The 16,765-nt window shown below is 64.8% G+C and carries 16 protein-coding genes; 7 read left to right on the top strand and 9 right to left on the bottom strand.

The genetic code is table 11. The features are described 5' to 3' along the window. Positions 1–27: 27 nt before the first annotated feature. Positions 28–1,221: an NAD(P)/FAD-dependent oxidoreductase gene (locus EAH75_RS17980; protein WP_140806404.1), complete on the bottom strand. Its 1,194-nt coding sequence runs from the start codon at positions 1,219–1,221 to the stop codon at positions 28–30. 234 nt (positions 1,222–1,455) lie between these two features. Here EAH75_RS17980 and rmuC point away from each other — a divergent pair, with 234 nt between their 5' ends. The 3 genes from rmuC (at position 1,456) to EAH75_RS17965 (ending at position 4,010) form a co-directional block, all read left to right on the top strand. Further along, on the top strand, positions 1,456–2,988 hold the full coding sequence (gene rmuC / locus EAH75_RS17975) for a DNA recombination protein RmuC (RefSeq protein WP_140806403.1): 1,533 nt from the start codon (positions 1,456–1,458) through the stop codon (positions 2,986–2,988). Positions 2,989–3,063: 75 nt separating this feature from the next. After that, the gene (gene folE / locus EAH75_RS17970) at positions 3,064–3,666 is read left to right on the top strand and encodes a GTP cyclohydrolase I FolE (RefSeq protein WP_140653949.1); all 603 of its coding nucleotides are present in this window, start codon (positions 3,064–3,066) and stop codon (positions 3,664–3,666) included. Between the two features lie 62 nt (positions 3,667–3,728). Then, entirely contained in the window at positions 3,729–4,010 is a 282-nt protein-coding gene (locus EAH75_RS17965; protein ID WP_240046296.1) for a hypothetical protein, read from the top strand. 3 nt (positions 4,011–4,013) lie between these two features. Here the strand turns inward: EAH75_RS17965 and EAH75_RS17960 are convergent, their stop codons facing one another. Then, entirely contained in the window at positions 4,014–5,759 is a 1,746-nt protein-coding gene (locus tag EAH75_RS17960) for a winged helix-turn-helix domain-containing protein (protein ID WP_140806402.1), read from the bottom strand. Between the two features lie 143 nt (positions 5,760–5,902). Between EAH75_RS17960 and EAH75_RS17955 the strand changes: the two genes are divergently transcribed. Then, complete coding sequence (locus EAH75_RS17955; protein WP_140653945.1) at positions 5,903–6,403, top strand: hypothetical protein; 501 nt, start codon at positions 5,903–5,905, stop codon at positions 6,401–6,403. Positions 6,404–6,475: 72 nt separating this feature from the next. On the opposite strand, the gene EAH75_RS17950 is transcribed toward EAH75_RS17955, so the two are convergent. Genes EAH75_RS17950 through EAH75_RS17920 form a run of 7 tightly spaced genes read right to left on the bottom strand, consistent with a single transcriptional unit; the run spans position 6,476 to position 12,105 of the window. After that, on the bottom strand, positions 6,476–7,681 hold the full coding sequence (locus tag EAH75_RS17950) for an ABC transporter permease (RefSeq protein WP_140653943.1): 1,206 nt from the start codon (positions 7,679–7,681) through the stop codon (positions 6,476–6,478). Continuing rightward, positions 7,678–8,412: an ATP-binding cassette domain-containing protein gene (locus tag EAH75_RS17945; protein ID WP_140653941.1), complete on the bottom strand. Its 735-nt coding sequence runs from the start codon at positions 8,410–8,412 to the stop codon at positions 7,678–7,680. The genes EAH75_RS17950 and EAH75_RS17945 overlap by 4 nt, the downstream gene beginning before the upstream one ends. After that, on the bottom strand, positions 8,409–9,986 hold the full coding sequence (locus EAH75_RS17940; protein WP_140806401.1) for an alpha/beta hydrolase: 1,578 nt from the start codon (positions 9,984–9,986) through the stop codon (positions 8,409–8,411). Before EAH75_RS17940 ends, EAH75_RS17945 begins: the two co-directional genes overlap by 4 nt. A gap of 3 nt (positions 9,987–9,989) precedes the next feature. Further along, positions 9,990–10,187, bottom strand: a complete 198-nt coding sequence (locus tag EAH75_RS17935; protein WP_140806400.1) for a helix-turn-helix transcriptional regulator — start codon at positions 10,185–10,187, stop codon at positions 9,990–9,992. Beyond that, positions 10,180–10,590, bottom strand: coding sequence for a hypothetical protein (locus EAH75_RS17930; protein ID WP_140806399.1), 411 nt, complete (start codon positions 10,588–10,590; stop codon positions 10,180–10,182). The genes EAH75_RS17935 and EAH75_RS17930 overlap by 8 nt, the downstream gene beginning before the upstream one ends. Then, positions 10,587–11,198, bottom strand: a complete 612-nt coding sequence (locus tag EAH75_RS17925; protein WP_140806397.1) for a hypothetical protein — start codon at positions 11,196–11,198, stop codon at positions 10,587–10,589. Before EAH75_RS17925 ends, EAH75_RS17930 begins: the two co-directional genes overlap by 4 nt. Before the next feature lie 10 nt (positions 11,199–11,208). After that, on the bottom strand, positions 11,209–12,105 hold the full coding sequence (locus EAH75_RS17920; protein ID WP_241668989.1) for an alpha/beta fold hydrolase: 897 nt from the start codon (positions 12,103–12,105) through the stop codon (positions 11,209–11,211). Between the two features lie 498 nt (positions 12,106–12,603). Between EAH75_RS17920 and EAH75_RS17915 the strand changes: the two genes are divergently transcribed. The 3 genes from EAH75_RS17915 to EAH75_RS17905 all read left to right on the top strand — a co-directional run bounded on the left by EAH75_RS17915 (position 12,604) and on the right by EAH75_RS17905 (position 16,758). Beyond that, positions 12,604–13,125, top strand: a complete 522-nt coding sequence (locus EAH75_RS17915; RefSeq protein WP_140653929.1) for a fimbrial protein — start codon at positions 12,604–12,606, stop codon at positions 13,123–13,125. An 88-nt stretch (positions 13,126–13,213) separates the two neighbouring features. After that, the gene (locus tag EAH75_RS17910) at positions 13,214–13,957 is read left to right on the top strand and encodes a fimbrial biogenesis chaperone (RefSeq protein WP_140653927.1); all 744 of its coding nucleotides are present in this window, start codon (positions 13,214–13,216) and stop codon (positions 13,955–13,957) included. Next, positions 13,954–16,758, top strand: coding sequence for a fimbria/pilus outer membrane usher protein (locus tag EAH75_RS17905; protein WP_241668988.1), 2,805 nt, complete (start codon positions 13,954–13,956; stop codon positions 16,756–16,758). Before EAH75_RS17910 ends, EAH75_RS17905 begins: the two co-directional genes overlap by 4 nt. Positions 16,759–16,765 lie beyond the last annotated feature (7 nt).

Genomic DNA, 16,765 nt, shown 5'->3' with positions numbered 1-16,765 from the left:
TGAAGCCGCTCCCACGACAACTGGCGCCTACGCCTTGCGCGACAGCCGTCCACGCAGCGATGCAGCATCGAACGGCCCCGACTCCGCGATCAGTTCGCGCGCGGCATCCACCTGATCCCATACGTTCCATAGCAGCACGCCGCGCACGCGGCCGCCGTCGAGGTAATACACCACGCCCTCGCGGTTCGGCTCGCGCCAGTCCTCGATCACCTGCAGCCGGGTATCGAGCAGGCCGACCGCTTCATAGCCAAGATCGAACAGGTCGGAATAGAAGAACGGCAGCGTGGTGTATGCCTCCTCGGCGCCGGCCATCGCGCGACCGGCGAGCCGGCCCATGCCGAGCGCCGCATCTTCGTGCTCCACGCGCAGGCGACGATCCAGCGCCGCACTGTGGAAATTCGCCACATCGCCGGCGGCCCAGATGTCGGCATCGCTGCTGCGCAAGTACGCGTCCACGACGATACCGTTGTCGACCGCGAGTCCGGCCTGTTCAGCCAGGGCGGTGTTCGGTGTCACGCCGAGGCCGGCCACCGCGGCCTCCACCAGCATCACCGTACCATCGGACAACACCAGGTTCACACCACCATCGGCCGCCGAACCGTCGACCACGCGAACCCCGCTGCGCACGTCCACGCCGTGGTTGCGGTAATACTCGTCGAGGTAGCGTGCCAGTCTGTCGGGATAGCGTCCGGCACCGATCGCCTCGCCGGGAAACAGCAGCGTCACCTTGCAGCCAATGCTGCATAGCGACGCGGCCAGCTCGCAGCCGATGAAGCCGCCGCCGATCACGGCGACATGCGCGCCTGCCACCGCGAAGCGACGGAGCGCCTGATAGTCGTCCACCGTGCGGAAGTGGATCACCCGCTCGCCACCCTCGAACGGCAGCCGCCGCGGGGTGGCACCGGTGGCCAGCAGCAGGCGCCGGTAGCGATAGCTGTCGCCGCGATCGTCGCGCGCCACATGCGCGACCCGGTCCAGCGATTCCAGGCGACGCCCGAGGTGCAGCTGCGCACCCGTCGTCGCCGTGCCAAGGTCAATATCGTCGAGTGTCTTGTCGCCCTTCCACAACGCCTTGCTCAGCGGCGGGCGCTGATACGGCGGTTGCACCTCGGCGCCGACGATGCCGATATTCGCCGCCGCATCGGTTTCACGAATGGCCTTGGCCGCCGCACCGGCGGCCATGCCCGCCCCGATGATCAGGTAGTCGTGCGTGTGTTCCATGACGTGCTCCTTCGATGGATGGCCTTCATCATGCACCGGCTCGATCGACGGTGTTCGGCAGGGATCGACCCATATTGGATGCCTTCATGCCGGGAAACGTTCCACGCTTCCCATCAACCCGGCGCGGATTGCCGCCGCGAATCGCTTGCGCAGTTCGGGCCAGCCCGGCGCGGGCGTCGCAGCGACTGATACGCCAGCGCGTAAACTGGCAGCCTGTCTTCCACGGAATACACCATGTCTGCCACCGAACTGCTGCTGATCGCTCTTGTCGCTGTCGTGCTCGTAGTCATCGCTCTGCAGGTGACCGTGCTGTTGCGCGGGCGCGATGCCGAAACGGCACGCAGCGACGCCGAAAGCAGGTTGCGCGAGGCCTCGTCACAACTGGCCTACGCGCAGGCTCAGGCTGAGCGGGCCGTAACCATGGAGAGGGAATTCAAGGCCGCGCAGGAGGATCTTTCCGCAAGACGCGCCGAGCTGGCCAGCATGTCCAGCCAGCACGATGCGGCCGTACGGAGCCTGTCGGTCGCCAACGAGCAGATCGCCTTGCTGACTGCCGCCGGCAAGACCTTTGCCGAGGAGAAAAGCGTCCTGCTCGAATCGCAAGCGCGGCTTGAACAGGAAGTGAAATCCGCGCGGCAGCGCGAGATCGACACCAGCAAACTGCTGACCGACGCAAAGGAAGAGATGGCCAAGGAGTTCAAGCTGATGGCCAGCACGCTGCTGGAGGAAAAAGGCGCCCGGCTCAACGAGCAACAGAAAGTCACGCTGTCCAACCTGCTTGGCCCCTTCAGCAAGACGCTCGACGACTTCAAGGGCAAGGTCGAGGCGACCCGCGAGGCTGACCTTACCGCGCGCGAAGGCTTGATCGCGCAGATCCGCCACCTCACCGAGTTGAACCAGGACATCGGCGCGAAAGCGCAGTCCCTCACCAACGCACTGCGCGGCGAGAGCAAGACGCGCGGCATCTGGGGCGAAACAGTACTGCAACGCGTGCTCGAACTGGCCGGATTGCGCGAAGGCGAAAACTTCCGTACGCAGGTAAGTCACCACACCGAAGAGGCCGATGGCCGGCTCATTCCCGACGTGGTGCTGGATCTTCCACAGGATCGCGCAATCGTGATCGATGCCAAAGTATCGCTCGTCGCTTACGAGCGCTACGTGTCATCCGGCGATGACGGCAATGCTCGCGCAGACGCGCTGAAGGATCATTCGGCCTCGCTGAAGCGACATATCAAGGATCTTTCGTCCAAAAACTATCCTTCTCTCTATAACCTGAAAAGCGTCGATTTCACACTGCTTTTCGTGCCTATTGAAAGTGCCTTGATGGCCGCCAGCGAAGCCGATCCCGGCCTGGCCCAATACGCGCTGGAACAACACGTCGCCCTGGTGTCGCCCAACACATTATTCACCGTGCTTCGAACGATCGAATACATATGGCGCGTGGAGAAGACCACACGCAACATGGATGAAATCGTCAGGCGCGGCGGCCTGATGTACAACGCTGCCGCAAGTTTTGCGGAGCATGTCGTGTCCATCGGCAATGCGCTGGGAAAGGCAACCACTGCGGTGCAGGCCGCCGAGAGAGCCTTGATCGATCCCAGTCGTGGATTGGTGCGTCAGGCCGAGCAGCTGCGTGACCTCGGTATCAAGCCGAAGAAGTCCATGCCGAAGCGGCTGTCATCGAACGGCGACGATGCGGAGGTCACGGACAAGTTTCTCGAAAGCGGACTCGATGGCAGCGACCTTGTCCGCGAGGACGACGCCTGACCGGCGCCTCACGATTCGATGCGCGTGTCCGACGCGAACGCTAAACTGCACTATCCGCAAACCCGAGGCACCCGCATGAGCGATCAACGCGACTCGAACGAAGTCACCCAGCAACAGGCCGAAGACGCCGTGCGCACCCTGCTGCGCTGGGCCGGCGAGGATCCGGCGCGCGAGGGCCTGCTCGACACGCCGAAGCGCGTGGTCAAGGCCTATCGCGACTGGTTCTCCGGCTATGAATCGGATCCGGCTGACTACCTGCGCCGCACCTTCAAGGAGGTGGCCGGCTACGACGAGATGGTGGTGTTGCGCGACATCGAGTTCGAGAGCCACTGCGAGCACCACATGGCGCCGATCATCGGCCGCGCGCATGTCGGCTACATGCCGACCAATCGCGTGGTAGGTATCAGCAAGCTGGCGCGCGTGGTGGATGGTTACGCGCGTCGTTTCCAGGTACAGGAAAAGCTCACCGCGGAAATCGCCCAGTGCATCCAGGACACCCTGCAGCCAGCCGGTGTGGCGGTGGTGATCGATGCCAGCCACGAGTGCATGACCACCCGCGGCGTGCACAAGCGCGGCGTGTCGATGATCACCAGCCAGATGCTGGGCACGTTCCGCGACGACGCACGCACCCGAGCCGAGTTCCTGCAGTTCATCGGCATCCACGGCGGCAGCCGCTGAACACGCGTCTGAGCGGGATCGCACTGACGCTGGCGCTGCTGGCGCTGCTGGCGCCTTCGATCGTGCTCGCGCAGAACACGCGCTCGGACTACCTGCAGCTGTTCGACAGCAATGGCGATAGCCGAGTCAGCGAGGCCGAATATCTGGCGTACATGAGCCGGGGCTTCCAGAGCATGGACCGCAACGGCGACGGCATCCTCGAAACCGATGAGTTACCTGGTGGCCGCGGCAAGCCGATCACCTTGAAGGAATACCAGGACAACCTGCGCCGCCAGTTCCACAAGCTCGACCGCCATCACCACGGGTACCTCAACGCGCAGGAACTGACTGCGCCGCCAGGCTAAGCCTTACCCGCGCGGCGCTGGCGATTGCGCCACCGACGCGATCCCGACGCGCGCATACATGTCTGCCATGCGCGGATCGGCACGGAAGGCATCCATGATCGGATTGACCCCGAGCGTGTCCAGGTGACGCGAGCGATCCTGCTCGGCACGCTCCAGCCAGGCGAAAACCTGCTCGACATCACCCAGTCCCGCATGGACCTGGACGATGTCGTAAGGCGGCACGTAGTGATGCCGCGACCGTTCCAGCAGGGCATCGCGTTGTGCCAGCGCCTCGTCGCGCCGGCCGGCCACGGCATGCGTCCAGGCGATCAGCCATGACGCACCGTCGTTGCCGACCAGTTCGTTCGCGCGTTGCGCGCTGGTCGCGGCGGCGGCGTGTTCGCCATGCGATCCGAGCACCTGGGCCAGCCAGTAATGCGCCATCCAGAAATGCGGCTCGCGTTCGAGCGTGCCACGCAGATGCGCGATCGCACGCACATACTGGCGATCCCAGTAATAGAGAAAGCCCTCGGTGGCATCGATCGGCAGCGAGGTCGGGTCCAGCTCGCGCGCGCGCCGGATTTGCGCGAAGGCTTCGTCGGGGCGCCCCGACGTCATCAGCAGGATCGCGTAACGGTGATGCGCGCTCGTGCAGTTCGGATCGAGTTCCAGCGCGCGGCGATAGGCCAGTTCGGCACCGGCCCAGTCGCGATCGTATTGCACCAGCGCATGGCCGAGCGCGTAGTGCGCTACCGGCAAATGTTCGTCGATGGCCAGCGCGTGCAGCGCCGCCTCGCGCGCCGGCGGGCCGACCTCGTGCGGCGGTCGCGCGCCCATCACGCCCTGGATCGTGTAGACGTCGGACAGCTCCGCATGCGCCAGTGCATAGCCCGGATCGAGCGCCAACGCCTGCCTGAAACTGTCGACCGCCCGCTTCAACGCCGACGGCGAACGCTGCTCGACGAAGAACCGCGCCAAGGCATAACGGCGCCACGCCTCGGGATTTTCGGTATCGCGCCGGGTCAGCCGGATGCGTTGGTCATAGGTCAGCCGCAACGCCAGTGCGGCAGCCGCCTTCTCCGCTACCGCGTCCTGCAAGGCAAACAGGTCATCGGCCTGCGCGTCGAAAATCTCGGCCCATTGCTGCCGACCTTCGGCGACGTTGAGCAGACGCATGCTGACCCGCACCTGCGCCGCCGCCTGCTGGATCGTCCCATCCAGTACCGCGTCCACGCCGAGCCGGCGCCCGATCTCCAGCGGATCGTGCTGCTGTCCGCTGAAACGGCACACCGCCGACAAGGGCCGCACGACCAACTCGCCCAGACCACTGAGCCGGGTGATCAGGGTGTCGGCCATGCCGGTCTGCAGTGCCTCGTCCTGTGCCGGTTGCAGCAGCCTGAATGGCAATACCGCCAGCGTGCGTAACGGTTTCGTTGCCGACAACGGATCGGCAGCTGACGCGACGCGCACTTCGGCGACAAACCGGTAACCACGTCCCGGCACCGTCAGGATGTAACGATGCTCGCCGCGCGTTTCGCCCAGTGCCCGGCGCAAGGCCGAAATGGCCTGATTGAGGTTGTTCTCCTCGACCACGCGCGACGGCCACACCGCCTGCATCAACTCGTCCTTGTCGACCAGCTCGCCGCTGCGTTCGAGCAAATGCAGCAGAGTGTCGAAGACCCGCGGCGTCAGCGCCACCGGCGCACCGCCCCGCGACAGCGCACGCGCGGCCACGTCCAGGCAGAAATCATCGAACGCATAGCGGGTCACGACCTGTCCCTCGGGATGACGGCGTCAGCTTTCAGAAATCTTCAGACCGATTCTAAGGACTCCGCGGCCCGGCGACGCAAAAGATGTGGACACGGTGGCTTTCCACTGTCGCACCGTTCCGACAACTACGCGAGGTCCATATCATGAAGAAGCACAGCAAACTGTTCCTGGCCACGGCCACACTCGCCGCACTCATGGGCATCGGTTCCAGCGCAACCGCTACGGGAATCAACGGCGCACCGGCTTCCTGGCTGCCGGCGCCGCTGCGCCTGGTCGGCGTGTGGGACGTCAACGTGACCTTGCGCGACTGCGTCAGCGGCAACGCCGTGGCGACGTTCCCGGCAATGAACCAGTACGCGGCCGACGGCAGCCAGACGGAAGTCGGCATCAACATGTCGCCTGCCGCACGCTACCCGAGCTTTGGCACCTGGCACTTCATCGGCCTGGGCAAGTTCGCCTCGGAGTTCAAATTCTTCCGCTTCAACCCGGACGGCAGCTATGCCGGCACCCAGGAGGTCCAGCGCACCATTACGCTGAGCCACGACGCCAATCAGTTCACCACCACCGCCAGCGTGGCGATCTACGATCCGGCGCACCACCTCGTGAAGAGCGGCTGTGCCACCGAGGCTGCGGTGCGTCGCTGATCCCTCGCCACCGACGCAACAGTTCGTGCCGTTTCGCAGGGCGATGAATACCGGCCTGCGAAACGAACTTTCTCAGACCGAAATCGCCAGCCGCTCCGAGCGGTATAGCTGGATCGTCGCCAGCACAGCGATCAGCGCGGCCACCAAGCTGCCGGCCAGGCACAGCCCGACCTGTTCGGCGCTGACGCCGTCGCCGCGCAGCAGTTGCATGATGCCGAGGTTCTGGCCCAGCAGCGGCACCGCGTACATCCACGCCTGCGCCTTGATCGGCATGAACGAAAGCACCGCGCTGGGGATGATCGGCACCAGCATCAACAGCGAAAGATAGGTCTGCGCCTCGCGGTAACTCTTGGCGAACGCCGCCACCATCGACTGCAGCGCGGACAGCAGCAGCACCAGCGGCAGCATCAGCAGCAGCACATGGGCCGCAAAGTGCACGCCCAGGTCCAGTTCCATGCCGAGCTTCTCGGCAGGTATGAACTGGCCGACCACGGCAAACGCCAGCAGGGTGATCAGCAGACTCGCCGTCGAAAAGGTGCAGATCGCCGCCAGCTTGCCGCACAGGATCTTCCAGCGCGGCACCGGATTCGCGAACAGCGGCTCCAGCGATTGGCGCTCGCGTTCGCCGGCGGTGAGATCGATCGCCAGGTACATGCCGCCCATGAAGATGGTGATCACGAAGAAATACGGCAGCATCGCGAACATCAGCACCGCGCGCGATTGAGGGGTGGCCTGATCGCGCCGGGCCACCTGCAGCGGCCAGGCCGTGCTCGGCGACAGGCCGCGCGCAACCAGCCGCAGCGCACCCTGCTGACGGGCATAGCCTTCGACCAGCTGGGTCACCCGCTCTACCGAGGTGTTGGCGTCGCGTTGCGAGGAGTCGTAGAACAACTCCACCTGCACCGGCTCGCCTTTGCGCCAGGCCTTGCCGTAATTGGAGGCGATGCGCAGCACCACATCGGCCTCCTGCTTGCGCACGGCCTGCTCGGGGTCGGCCACGGCCGCACCCGGCACCACACCGCCGGCCTTCAGTGCATCGACCAGGTTGGGCGCGTATTCGGCGCCGATCACCGGCACCGGTAGCGGCTTCTCGGCCTTGTCCAGTTCGCGGTTGAGGGTGATGTTGATCAGCATCACGAACAACACCGGTCCCAGCAGCGGACCGGTGAGAAAGGCGCTGATCAGGGTGCGCCGGTCGCGCAGGTTCTCCTTCACCTCCTTCAGGAACACGGTGAGGAAGGCGCGGCTACGCTGCAATTTCGTGGGAACGGTATTCATGCGGCCAGGCCCTCGTCGCTACCGATGATCTTCACGAAGGCATCCTCCAGGTTGTTCTCGCCGGTTTGCGCCCGCAGCGCGTCAGGCGATTCGTCGGCCACCACGCGGCCGTGCGCGATCACCACGATGCGGTCACACAACGCGGCGACCTCCTGCATGATGTGGCTGGAAAACAGCACGCAACGCCCCTCGGCTTTCAGCTTGGCCATGAACTGGCGCAGCGCGCGCGTGGCCATCACGTCGAGGCCATTGGTGGGTTCGTCCAGGATCACGTTGCGCGGATCGTGCACCAGCGCGCGGGCGATCGCGGTTTTCACCCGCTGGCCCTGCGAGAAACCCTCGGTGCGACGGTCGGCGATATCGGTCATCTCCAGCGCTTCGATCAGCGCGTCGCGGCGGCTCTTCAGCAGCCCCTCGGGCAGGCCATGCAGTCGCGCAAAATAGTCGATGTTCTCGCGCGCGGTCAGCCGCTTGTACAGGCCGCGCGCATCCGGCAGCACGCCAAGCTGGCGGCGCACGCCGAGCGGATCGACCGCCGCGTCGATGCCGTCCACCAGCACCTGACCGCGATCGGGTGTCATCAGCGTGTACAGCATGCGCAGCGTGGTGGTCTTGCCGGCGCCGTTGGGGCCGAGCAGGCCGGTGATCTCGCCGTCGCGGGCGATGAAGCTGACGCCGTCGACAGCTTTTACCGTGCCGAACGCCTTGTGCAGGTCCCTGACTTCGATCATGGCGTGGCTCCGTTGAAGTCGATGAAGATCGGGGTGGGTTGCAGGCGATCCAGGCAACTGGCGTCCAATGTTTTCGGATCGAGCTTGTCGACAAAATGCTGGACCAGTTGCGGCGTGCAGCCCACCGCCATCACGGCATGTGCCTGGCCCCTGAGCACCAGCACGCGCGCGTTCGGCAGGCCCTTCGCCACGTCCTCGGCGTAGCGCGGCGGCGTCACCGGGTCGTACTGACCGGCCAGCAACAGAATCGGCTTGGCGGTTTTCAGCGGCTGATGGAAGTCGGCCGGGCGTGCGCCTTTCGGCCATACCGAGCAGACCGCGTTGAGCGCATCGACCATGCGCGTGCCCAGGATGGTGCCGGCATCCTGCGGGCGCGCGACCAGCAGGTCGGCGTCCTCGCTGCAGATCACCGAGTACTGCATGCCGCTGCCCATCAGCTCGGCCAGCTCGCCGGACAGGATCTTCGCCTGGCCCAGCAGCGGGCCGACATCACCGTGCGCTGCCGCGTCGATCGACAGCGGCAGCAGCGCGGCCGTAGCCGGCGTATACGCGAACATGCGCACCACGCTGGCCAGCGAGTCCTCGTTCAGGACGCGCTTGACGCTACGGTAGCTCTGCGGATCGCGAAAGCTGACTTCATGCGGGTTCGCACGCAGGGCATCGCGCAGCTGATACAGCGTCTGATCCGGGTCACCGAACTGCTGCCTGCACGCCGGCTCGGCCGTGCAGCGGGCAAACTGTGCCTTCAACGCATCGTCCAGGTTGCGTGCGAAATCCTGGCCCAGTGCCAGCGGGTTCGGCACCACGCTGTCCAGCACCACGCTGCGCACCGCGTCCGGATATCGCATCAGATATTGCTGCGCCATCCGGGTGCCGTACGACACGCCGAGCAGGTCGAACTGCGGTGAGCCGAGCGCCTTGCGCACGTCCTCCAGATCCTGTGCGGCGATGGTGGTGGTGTAGTAGCGCGGGTCGGCGCGGTTGCCCAGCTGCTTGACGCACTCGGCGGCGGCGTTGCGCATCTTGCCGGCATCGAATGCACTGTCGCCTTCCAGCGTGACCGCGTCATCGGCGTCATTGCAGGTCAGCGCGTTCGAGCCGCCGGTGCCGCGTTGATCCAGCAGCAGCACATCGCGATGTGCCAGCAACGGCTTCAGCATCGCCGCTATCTGGCTGGCCGAATCGGTGGCCGCCTGGCCCGGCCCGCCGACGAGGAACGCCAGCATGTCCTTGCTCGCCACCTGCGCCCCGGAACGCAATACGGCCAGCTTCAGCGTGATGGTGCGGCTGTGCGGATCGGCACGATTTTCCGGCACCGGAAAATCCGCACACCAGGCCGCCGTGCTGAGCCCGCTGTTGGGCTGGGCCAGATTGCACGATGTCAGCGTGAGTGCACCACGCGTCCATGTTTGCGGTTTTGCCGGCGGCAGTGCTTTCGCCGCAACCGCTGGCGCGGCGACAGGCGCTGCCGGTGTCGCTGCCTGCTCGTCGTGGTGGAACTGGTTCCAGGCCAGTGCTCCCAACCCCACGATCACCGCACCGATGCGGATCGCGGTACGTCCTTTCAATGCCATGCCTTATTCCTCACCCGGTACGAAGATTGTTTCAATTGGTCGTCCAAACAGTTTGGCGATCTTGAATGCCAGCGGCAGGCTGGGGTCGTATTTCCCCGTCTCGATCGCGTTGATGGTTTGCCGCGACACATCCAGCCGCTCGGCCAGGTCGGCCTGCGACCAGCCTTGTTCGCCGCGCAGTTCGCGGACGTGGTTATTCATGGCTGCGGTAGCGCCTCGCAACCAGCAGCTTGGCCAGGCCGAAGGTCCCGAACAGGCATGGCATCACCCAGATCGCGACCGCGGCTGGCGCGACCTTCAGGCCGATACCCGCATTCAGCAGAAAACCGAAGCTGAAGTAGCCGAAACCAGTAACCATCGCGGCGATCGCGATCGCCTCCAGGTCGATGCGCCGTTCCAGTTCGTCCTGGTCACGGATGACCCGCACGATGGCACGGATCACCAGCATGATCGGCAGCAGCGGCAACACCGCCAGCAGGATTCGCAACAGCAGGCTTTCCGTCCTTGGCATCAATACGCCGTAAAGCAGGATCAACATGACGTAGGCCGACATCGCCGGAATGAATTCGCGCAGGTAGCGCTTATGCACGGCACGCAGGCTCATTGCCCCTCCCCCGCGGGCTGTCGACGCGCACGCCTTCGTGAGATGCCAAGCATCATCGCGAGAACCGCAAAGCCGCCGCTCATGCCACACAGCAGGCCACGGCCGGCGTCATCCAATGATCGCCAGCAACCCACCGCTATCGCCGCCAGCACGATCGCCATCAGCAGGAACCGCAGATAGGTCGGCACGCCACTTTCGTCGTTGCACGACAGTGTCGCGCCATAGCGCCGCGCCACCCACCAGCGGGTGGCGCCGTAACAGAACATCATCAACGGGAATACCCAGATCAGGATGCTGCCATCCAGTGGCACCACCTGTGCCGAGGCGAGGAACCCGCCCACGAGGCTCAGCGCTCCGACAACCACCGTGGCCACTCCCAACGCGACGAGATGGGTGCGTTGCTCCAGCTCGTCGCTGTCGCGGATCCTGCGCGCCATCAGCCCGATCACGTAGAGCATCGGCACGACCGGCGCCAACGCCAGCAATAGTTTCAGTGGCAGCGTGTCCACCGTGCGTGCCATCGGCCACACCAGCAACATGCAGCCGACGTACACCGTCATGGCCAGCATCAAGTGGCGCTGGTATTGCCTGTACGGAAAACGTGACATGTGCGGAACCTCAAAGTGTCTTCAGGAACGTATCCAGCGTCTGCTGGAACTTCATCGGCTGATCGAGCATCACGAAATGTCTCGCTGGCGAGATCGACACGACCTTCGCGTTCGGCGCATCGACCAGCAGGGACTGGTAGTACGCGACCTTCTGCGCCTCACTGAACTGCATCGGCGGCTGGCTGAAATCCGGTGCGTAGTACGGCGAGATCTCCAGGATCGGCACGTTCGCATGCTTCAGCCCCGGGCGCAGGTCCGACGCCAGATCCTCGGCCATGTACCGTGCGCTGGCCTTGATGTCGCTGCGCGCATTCATCGGCGCATAGCGGGCGGCCAGTTGCGGATCGATCACGCCCACCTTCTGCATATAGCCCAGCGTCTGCGCCTTGAACTGCTCCAGCGTCGCCGCCGCCATCGTGGTCTGCATCTGCTCCGCCATCATCTTGCGCTGCTCGGTACTGACCCGCTCCATGCCGGGAAAGATCGGCAACCCTTCCACCGCTACCACCCCGGAAACCAGCCTGGGATGCTCGCCGGCAAAGCGCAGCGCCAGCGTGCCGCCGAGGCTGTGGCCGATCAGTACCGGCTTGTCGATCTTGTGCTGCTCGATCAGCCGCAGCAGCGAGTCGTCGGCGCGATCGAACAGGTTGCCGTCCTCGGCCGGTGCCGGCACGCCGTCGAAGCCGGCCAGTGTGACCACGTACACCACATGGTTCTTTTGCAGCTGCGCGATGGTCTGCTGCCACACCCACGGCCCACCCTGCAGTCCGGGAATCAGGACCACCGCACGGCCGTGGTCGCCGTGGCGCTCGACCTTCAACGTACCGACCGTGCCGGTGGCGATCGCTGCATGGGCCGGCATGGCGCCGCTGCAGAGCAGCGCCAAGGTCAGGGCCAAGCCAGACAACGGGTAAATCGTTCGACGCAAGCTGATACCCATGACGATCCCTCTCTCTCGCAGGTGTGTCAAGCGAACTTGACAGTTCCAAGGTAGAAGAAGGATCAACTCATGTCAAGCATGCTTTACAAATCAAAACGGCATCGGATTTCGAATGTAAATTCTGCGTGATAGAGTTCGCTCACTTAAAGTGACACAGTTCGCATTTTTTGGTGCCCCAATTTGTCAGCGATGGCCTAGAAATCGGGCGCAGCCGTTGCCCTGTATCAAATTTCGTTCCGCAGCAATCGGCCCAGTGCCTGAAGGAACCGTTTGTACACTTTGTTTGGCACGCGGGTTGCTTAAGGCTGGATCAGCCGCAACGGAATCCGCGGTAGACATTCCGTCCGGGGGGACTCCTGAAGACCCGACAACGCCGGCCGCAGAGGCAAGCCGCGACCCGAAAGAACTGCCCATTTCCACCACGGCGCAAGCCATTACAAACCAACACTCACCAGGAAATACGAAATGAACAAGACCCTGCTTTCCACCGCGCTGGTTGCCGTCATGGCCGCCACCGCTTTCGCCCCGACCGCCCAGGCCGCCGGCGGCACCATTAACATCAGCGGCAAGGTGCTCACCGACACCTGCGTCGTCAGTGTCAACGGCGGATCCACCGTGGTCCTGCCGACCGTCATGTCGAGCTCACTGACCACAGTCGGCTCGGTAGCCGGCGCTACCGCGTTCACCGTCGGCCTGACCGGCTGCGATACCAACACCACCAGCGCGACGATGGCGTTCACCGGCAGCAACATCAATGCCACCACGGGCAACCTCAACAACACGGCCGCCAGTGGCTCCAACGTTCAGGTCCAGCTGCTGAACGGCGCGTCGGTGATCAACACCAACAACAACACCAATGCACCGGTCATCGCGGTTGCCACAGGCACGGGCTCGGCCTCGCTCAAGGCTCAGTACATTGCCGCCACAGCGGCAGCCACTGCCGGTCTCGTCTCGACGACCGTCAACTTCACGCTGAGCTACCTGTAAGCAGCACTCGGCGCGCTGCAGCCTGTTTCTGGCTGCAGCAGCCTCTGCCGGCCGCCGCGGCGCCTCGATCCGATACGGAATACCCTCGATGAAAAGCCTGCTCTGCGCAGTTGGCGCAGCCTTGATAGCGCTTTCCACAATCGTCGGCAGCGCCGACGCCAGCGTCGTGATCGCAGGCACCCGCGTGGTGTTTCCGGCCGCGAATGGCGAGGTCACCGTGCGCCTCAACAACGACGGCAGCCAGCCTGCCCTGGTCGAGGCATGGATCGATAGCGGCGATCCCGCTTCCACCCCCGATACCGCCAATGTGCCGTTTCTGATCACGCCCCCGTTGGTCCGCATGAATGCGGGCAAGGGCCAGAGCCTGCGCATCGTCTACACCGGCCAGCCGCTGCCCAAGGATCGCGAATCGCTGTTCTGGCTGAACGTGCTGGAGATTCCACCCAAGCCCACCGCGAAACCGGGCGAGGAGCAGAACACGCTGCAGTTTGCCGTGCGTTCGCGGCTCAAGCTGTTCTTCCGCCCGCCGAACCTGGCCGATGAGCCGAACGCCGCCGCCCGGCAGGTCACCTGGAAAGTGGTCGCGGACGGCAACGGGTATGCGCTCGAAGTCCACAACCCCACGCCGTACTACATTACCTTCAGCAAGCTGTCGCTGAGTGTGGACAATGTCAGCCATATGCCGGGCAACGGCATGGTGGCGCCATTGTCCACGTTGCACCTGCCGGTCAAGGATCTCGCTCGTGCGCCAGCGGCGGGCACGGTGGTGGACTACACCACCATCAATGATTTCGGCGCCGCGACGACTTACAAGGGCGCGATTTCGCCGTGAACCCGGCTCGCGCCAGCGCTTCGATGGCAGCTTCGCGCGAACCCGTGGCTCGCCGCCAGCTGCTGTCCGCGCTGATCGGCCTGGTGTTGTGCGGTGGGGGTGGCCATGCCATGGCGGCTGCGCCAGCCGCCGCTGGCCCGAATGCATCCGCCAGCACTCCGGCCGTCGATGCGATGGACGCCAGTTTCGACCGGGGCATGCTTTCCGGTGCGGGCCAGAACACCACCGACCTGTCTCGTTTCGAGCGCGGCAATTTCGTCGCCTCCGGCACTTACAGCGTCGACCTCTATCTCAATGAGACTCCCGTTGGTCGCAGCAACGTGCGTTTTGCCGCACCATCGGCCGACGCCAGCGCAACGCCCTGCGTGACGCGAACCCTGCTCGACAAGCTGGCGCTGCACCCGGACAAGCTGTCGGCACGGACCATGGCAGATCTGACCAGCGACAACGTCTGCGTCGACATGGCCAGCGTGATTCCCGGCGCCAGCATGGCGTTCGAGATGTCCGACCTGCGCCTGGACACCAGCGTGCCGCAGGCCTACCTGGGGCAGACCGCGCGCGGTTACGTCGACCCGGCCCATTGGGACTCCGGCGTAAACGCCGGCCTGCTCAACTACAACTTCAACAGCTATCGCACCAGCAGCCAGGGCGTGGCGCAGACATCGTCATACCTCGGGCTGAACGCCGGCCTGAACCTGGGCCGCTGGCACCTCCGCCACGATTCCTCGCTCAACGGGCAATCGGGCATCAATGGCGCGCGTTCCACCCATCACTGGCAGAACATCGCGACCTACGCGCAGCGTGACCTGCCGGGAATGCACGCGCAGTTGACCCTGGGCGATTCCTGGACCAGTGGCGAGATCTTCGACAGCATCGGCTTGCGCGGCGTGCAGCTTGCCACCGACGACCGCATGCTGCCGCAGTCGCTGCGCGGCTATGCACCCAGCGTGCGCGGCGTCGCCGACAGCAATGCCAAGGTGACCGTGCACCAGAACGGCATGCTGATCTACCAGACTACCGTGGCGCCCGGCCCGTTCACCATCGATGACCTGTACTCCACCGGCTACGGCGGCGACCTCGAAGTCAGCGTGTCCGAGGCCAATGGCCGCGTGCACACGTTCTCGGTGCCCTATGCCTCGGTGCCGCAGTTGCTTCGACCGGGCGTCACTCGCTTCAGCGTGGCCGCCGGCCAGCTTCGCGACGACTCGATCGCACACAAACCGGAGGTGATGCAAGGCACGTTGCAGCGCGGCTTCACCAACCTGCTGACCGGCTACGCCGGCGCCGTGGCCTCGCAAGGCTACGCCGCGCTGCTGCTGGGTAGTGCATTGAATACGCGCTACGGCGCCTTTGCCATGGACGTTACCGCGGCACACACGCGTATCCCCGGCATGGACGCGATGTCCGGACAGAGCATGCGCCTGAGCTACAGCAAGACGCTGGCGCAGACCGGCACATCGCTGACCGTGGCCGCGTACCGCTATTCGACCAGTGGCTATCTCACCCTGGGCGACGCCGTGCGGGCGCGGGACTATGCGCGCCGCGGCCTGCCCGTGTTTGCCTCGGGTCGTCCGGCCTATCCGCAGACGATCAACGGCATTCCGGTATCGGATCTGCTCACCCCGGCTCAGCAGGCTGCACTGGGCGGTTACGACTACCGCGACTTCGTGGTGCCTACCGGCGTCGATCGCCAGCGCAACAACTTCAGCATCAACCTCAGCCAGAGGTTGGGAGCCCGCGGCGGCTCGCTCTATGTCAACGGGTCGGCGCGCGACTACTGGAACCGCACCAGCACCGACACGCAGTTCCAGGTCGGCTACAACAACTCGTTCGGCCGGATCAGCTACAACCTCTCCGCCAGCCGCGAGCGTGACCTGTTCGGACGCAGCGACAACCGCTACATGGCCAATGTCACGATCCCACTGGGCAACAGTTCGCATGCCCCGATCCTCACTGGCGGACTCACCCGCGACAGCAGCGGCGGCATGCAGGAACAGGCAACACTCAGCGGCACCGCCGGAGTCGACGATCGGTTCAACTATGGCGCCACCGCCACGCATGACAGCGGCAACAACGATGCCGGCACCACGGGCAGCACCGGCAGCATCAACGCGGGCTACCGTGGCACGCATGCGCAGCTCAACGCCGGTTTCGGGGCAGGCAGCGGCTACTCGCAGGCGTCGCTGAGCGTGGCGGGCGGCATCGTTGCGCATCCGGGCGGCGTTTCCTTTGGCCTGCCGCTGGGCGACACCGTCGCCATCGTGTCGGCGCCCGATGCCACGGGCGCGCGCATCGGCAACGCGGCCGGCGTGCGCATCGACCGCGCCGGCTACGCGCTCGTGCCCTACGTCACTCCCTACATCCTCAATACCATCGACATCGATCCCACAGGCCTGTCACTGGACGTGCAGCTCGACAACACCAGCGTCCAGGTGGCGCCTCGCGCCGGAGCCGTGGTGATGGTGAAGTTCAAGAGTGAGAGTGGACGCTTCGTGCTGATCCAGGCCAGCCTCGCCGGTGGCAAGACGCTGCCGTTCGGCGCGGAAGTGGAGGATGAGCAGGGCCAGGCGATCGGTGTGGTGGGACAGGCCGGTCGCATCATGGTGCGCGTTCCTCATGAAACCGGCCGCCTCAGCGTGCAGTGGCAGGAGCAGGAGCAGGACGTCACCCGGACCTGCTTGCTGCCGTACCAGTTGAAGTCCCGCAGCCAGGGCAAGCGCAAGGCAGGCGCCATCGAACAGGTCGAAGCGACCTGTGAACAGCCACGAACCACGGCGCAGATCGCCAGGAGCGGAACATGACGCGCGC

The organism is Rhodanobacter glycinis (genome assembly GCF_006438785.1).
GTDB lineage: Bacteria > Pseudomonadota > Gammaproteobacteria > Xanthomonadales > Rhodanobacteraceae > Rhodanobacter > Rhodanobacter glycinis_A.
This window is presented reverse-complemented; position numbering and strand designations above follow the sequence as displayed.